The organism is Shewanella sp. SG41-4 (genome assembly GCF_014164505.1).
GTDB lineage: Bacteria > Pseudomonadota > Gammaproteobacteria > Enterobacterales > Shewanellaceae > Shewanella.
Map to the genome: position 1 here is coordinate 1 of NZ_JACJFI010000285.1, position 4,467 is coordinate 4,467.

4 protein-coding genes are annotated in these 4,467 nt (G+C 37.9%); all 4 read left to right on the forward strand.

Annotated elements, in window-relative coordinates; translation table 11 throughout:
* Window positions 1-1,378 (forward strand): 3'-5' exonuclease (locus H5202_RS18190; protein WP_182773314.1); only part of this gene is annotated, 1,378 nt, incomplete at its 5' end.
* Between the two features lie 1,324 nt (window positions 1,379-2,702).
* Window positions 2,703-3,356 carry a single-stranded DNA-binding protein gene (locus tag H5202_RS18195; RefSeq protein ID WP_182773315.1) on the forward strand — a complete coding sequence of 218 codons (654 nt, stop codon included), beginning with the start codon at window positions 2,703-2,705 and terminating at the stop codon, window positions 3,354-3,356.
* A 267-nt stretch (window positions 3,357-3,623) separates the two neighbouring features.
* A complete protein-coding gene (locus H5202_RS18200; RefSeq protein ID WP_182773316.1) occupies window positions 3,624-3,803 on the forward strand; it encodes a hypothetical protein in 180 nt (59 codons plus the stop codon).
* Between the two features lie 82 nt (window positions 3,804-3,885).
* The coding region (locus H5202_RS18205; protein WP_182773317.1) for a hypothetical protein at window positions 3,886-4,467 on the forward strand (582 nt) is incomplete at its 3' end.

The window sequence follows — 4,467 nt, forward strand, 5'->3', positions numbered from 1 at the left end:
GTATAGCGAAACACCATTTCATGAAGATGTTGAGTTTGAATTCAGCAAAGTGTTTGAAATTGGCGGGGTAAATCACTTTTATAATTATTACCTTCAAAAGCTAGATGAACTTAAGTATTGGCCACTGGATACAATGTGCGTGGAAGTCACGCGTGCATTAATAGTGGGCGATATTGAACCAATTAACTGTACGCAAATTATAGTTGATGAGTTTCAAGATACAGATTTAGTCCAATATTCTTGGGTCAAAAGTCATGGTTTGGCTGGGGCGAAAATAACGGTTGTAGGCGATGATGACCAATCAATTTTCAGCTTCAGGGGGGCGTTAGGCGTCCATGGAATGCGAATGTTTAAAAACGATTTCAATGTGATAACGCATACGTTAAGCATGTGCTTTCGTTGTGGTTCAGAGATCTTATCTTCAGCAGGCGAGGTAATTAAGCGTAACAGCGATAGGATTAATAAAGTGATGAATTCAGGCTCGCAGATTGAAGGGGAGGTGTTTTTATTAAAATCTTCCGACCAAGAACAAGAGCTCGAACAAATAACAAACGTAATCATGAACAATGCTGGCCAATCAATTGCAGTATTAGCCAGAACCAATCAAGAATTAAATGATTTAGAAAAACACTTAAATTCTGAAGCAAATATAGAAGTTAACAGAATAAACAGCAAATCAATTTGGGAAAACGACCACCTAAAAATATTGATGCATTTTTTCTGTACTATAACTCAACTAAACCCACATAATCACCTGATCCCACTACTTGTTTTTCTACAAGAATCACAATCCAATATTGTGCAAATTAAAGCGTCATTAGGAGGTGCAGGTTTTGGCCACTGCAACATAAATGAGTGGGATTTAAATGCTAATACCATCTTACTAAATCAAGTTTGCCAACAACAATGGCATCTGGCTGATTGCTCGGACAAAGAGAAAGTTATGGCTCTTATCCAGTTTGTTATCACTTCGTTTAGTGACATTTTGACAGAGAGAACGCAAAAGTTTCAGGATGTATTCGAAGAAATCCTTTGGAGTATGCCGGGTGCAACACTACTTGAAAAATTGAAATGCATAGAAGATTTTTCAAATCAAATAAAAAGGCGTGATAAGACGGATGAACTACCAGTGCTAACAACATTGCATGGTTCAAAAGGGTTGGAGTGGGATGTTGTGTGTTTGATGGGGGTAAGTGCAAACAATATACCTCACACGATGCCTGGCGTGACCATAACTCCAGCATTAACTGAAGAAGAACGAAGATTACTGTATGTTGGTATGACTCGCGCCAAGTCAAAATTATACCTTTCTTGGTTCGGTGAACAATCACGATTTATAGAACAAGCTTTTGGAATTGAAGTTTTCGAAAATTTGTGATTTACAGCATTGCAGCGAATAAATAAATGATGTAAATTTGAGTTGTAGTGTCAAGTATCACTACAACTCAATATGATGAAACACATCATAACTATAGAGCAGAAGCTCACACAACCCCAAAACATCGATGTTCATTGACATCAACCAAGCTGATTACATAATTTACTGTAACACAGCAATACCAACTAAATTCGCAACCTAAAACAACCTTGCAGACTAACTCTTGAGTTTGTAAAGGTCGGTTTAGCTTGTCAATTTTTCAATTTCCTCAATCGTTTATCCTCATCATTTTATTTTTCTACCTTTTTGGTAGTCAGTTAAAATTTTAGTAAACGCATGTCAGCTCACCATGGGAAACCCGAGCGGTTAATTATTTTGCGAAGTAATTAATGACAAATTTGTAAAATTTCCTAGGAAAATTTACAAATTTACTTGTATCAACCCTTAACCAATAACCCACAAGAGAACTTTAATCCCTTTTGGACAACTTTCTCTACAACTGAGTAAATATGTAGCATTGCTATTTATTTACTATCAACTCAATCAATATTTACTCACCCACTGGGACGCATTTACTCCCATTGGGATAAGTGTGTTCCTTTTATGTCCTTGGAGGACACACTTATGGAACTTACAATCATCGCTTTACTTATAATACCAGCAATCATCATTCATAAAATCATCGTTCAACCACTTCTATGGGTAGTTGCGCGTTAATTTGAATCATGAAGCTAACACCAAGGCTTACCCGTTTGGGTAACCTTTTTGTTGGCCTCTTCAAATCTTCTTTGCGAGGAAGATTTGGTGAGGCCAACAAACTTAATAAGGGTGATTAGTATGGAAATTATTATCGTTTTAGCAATGTCAGTTCCTGCGTTGATTATCAACAAAATTATTGTTCGACCATTGTTATGGACAATAAGTAACTAATCACTTTTTAGTGGCGAAGAATTTACTCTTCGGCGGAAAATTTCGCGAGTGGCGGCAATGTCGCCACTCAAAAACAAACTAATCAAATCAAAGTCGATTTTAAGTAGTCGATTTCGGTTTAAAAGGTTCCTCAATCGTTTATCCCTAATACTTAATTTTTTAAGCCTCTTTTGGCTTTGAAATTAATTTTTATATAGACGCATGTCAGCTCAACATGGGAAACCTGAGCGGCTATTATCAGAAATGAGATAGTGACCGGCATTAACAGTATTAAAGCAATACCGTTGATGTGAGAGCCATTTGGCTAACCAACCCCTCAAAGGGAGACATTCACCCATTGGGGGAACGTGTCTTTCTTTGGGTTAAACCTCTTAAAATGGAAGGACACAATATTATGAACAATCAAAATCAATCAACTCGCCAAAACACCATCATTTTCACTGGCAATGTTTCACAAGTTAAACCCATTCAGGGCGGCGCATGTGCAATATCGTTAGCGTATAACGAAGGTTCAATGGTTAATGGACAATGGGAAACTAAAGATACTTTGTTTCTCGAAGCTTATATTCCTGCAAAACTTAATTTTCAACCCAATATTGGCGACAAAATGACAGTTAACGGGTTTATGGCCTCAAACAATTACCAACCTCAAAATGGTACAAAACGTTATGGTATGAAAATTGTTGTAAATGAAGTTGTTGAATATTCTGCAAAAACAGAACGCAACACTTCTAATACCCATAACAATACACCGCAAGGGCAATATACTAATGCTCCTCAAGGACAATATGCTAATGCACCGCAACAGCAACATGCTCCTCAAGGACAATATGCTAATGCACCGCAACAGCAACATGCTCCTCAAGGACAATATGCTAATGCACCGCAACAGCAATATGCTCCTCAAGGGCAATATGCCAATGCACCGCAACAGCAACATGCTCCGCAAGGACAATATGCCAATGCACCGCAACAGCGTGCGGCACAGTACCAACATAATTCTAGACCAAACAACTCTTTCCAAAGAGGCAATGGTTTTCAGAATTAATTAAACATCAACCCAACAGGGATATCGTCCCTGTTGGGTACGCATTAATCCGAGTATTATGATTACTGAAACAGTAAGTTATTGGATGCCTTTTATTTCGATTGGAATCGTCATTGTTGGAGGGTTATGTATGGGTATATACCATATTGCAACGTTCAATGATGAAAGATCGAAAGAGAAATCAAAAGACAATAACTAAATTTATGCTCAATCACCCTTGAGGACACACCCTCACGGGATGGTGTTCCTCAAAATTTGGAGAACACAATGAGTAACAAAACCCTATCTTCTCAAGCGGCATACTATCGTCGTCGCAAGCAGAAAATTTTAAAAAAACTTATACAAATTCGAGACTCAGATGTAGTTGATGAGAAGTTTCTTAAAACTTCACGCCGCCTATCTAGAACTGACTCAGAAATGAGTCAATTGATGAATTTATGTAAGTAAACCCCATTTAAATATTTACTACCCAAGCGGGAACATCACCCGCATGGGATTGGTGTTTCTCGCGTTCCTGGAGGACACATCAATGCGTAAATCTAAAATCAATCATCAGGTGCAACCGTTTTGGTCGCTACCTGAAACAATCCATCACACACTAGACAGAGACATTGTTGATTCGATTCGTCGAGGCAATGAGAAATGTTCTGCAATGATGATGATGGATCCTCACTTTGAACATAAGACTAATCAGTATCACATAGCGTGGACTCAAAACGACATTGATATGCTTTTAGAAGGCATGTTGATTCGAAGTTTAGAGATCCTTCGAAATGCTAATCCTGATAACGAGTTGTTTAAGGAAGAAATTATGTGGCAATCGACACCTCAGTTTGCTGAGGTATGTAGACATGCCGGATATAACCCTCGAATAATTCGTGATGAAGTAAAAAACATAATGAGCAAATACGGTAAGCAGGTTGAAGTTGACCAGCTTGATGAGTTTGTGCATTGGTGTAATTTTTTTGGCGAAATGTTCAAAGAGAAAATAGGCGTTAAGGTTGTTAAGCAAGGTTTGATGAAGATACTTGTTGAGCATATCAACGGGGATTACGAACTTACTACAATTTTAAAGCAAATAGGCGAACTGATGGATGATCTCTATCTTGCA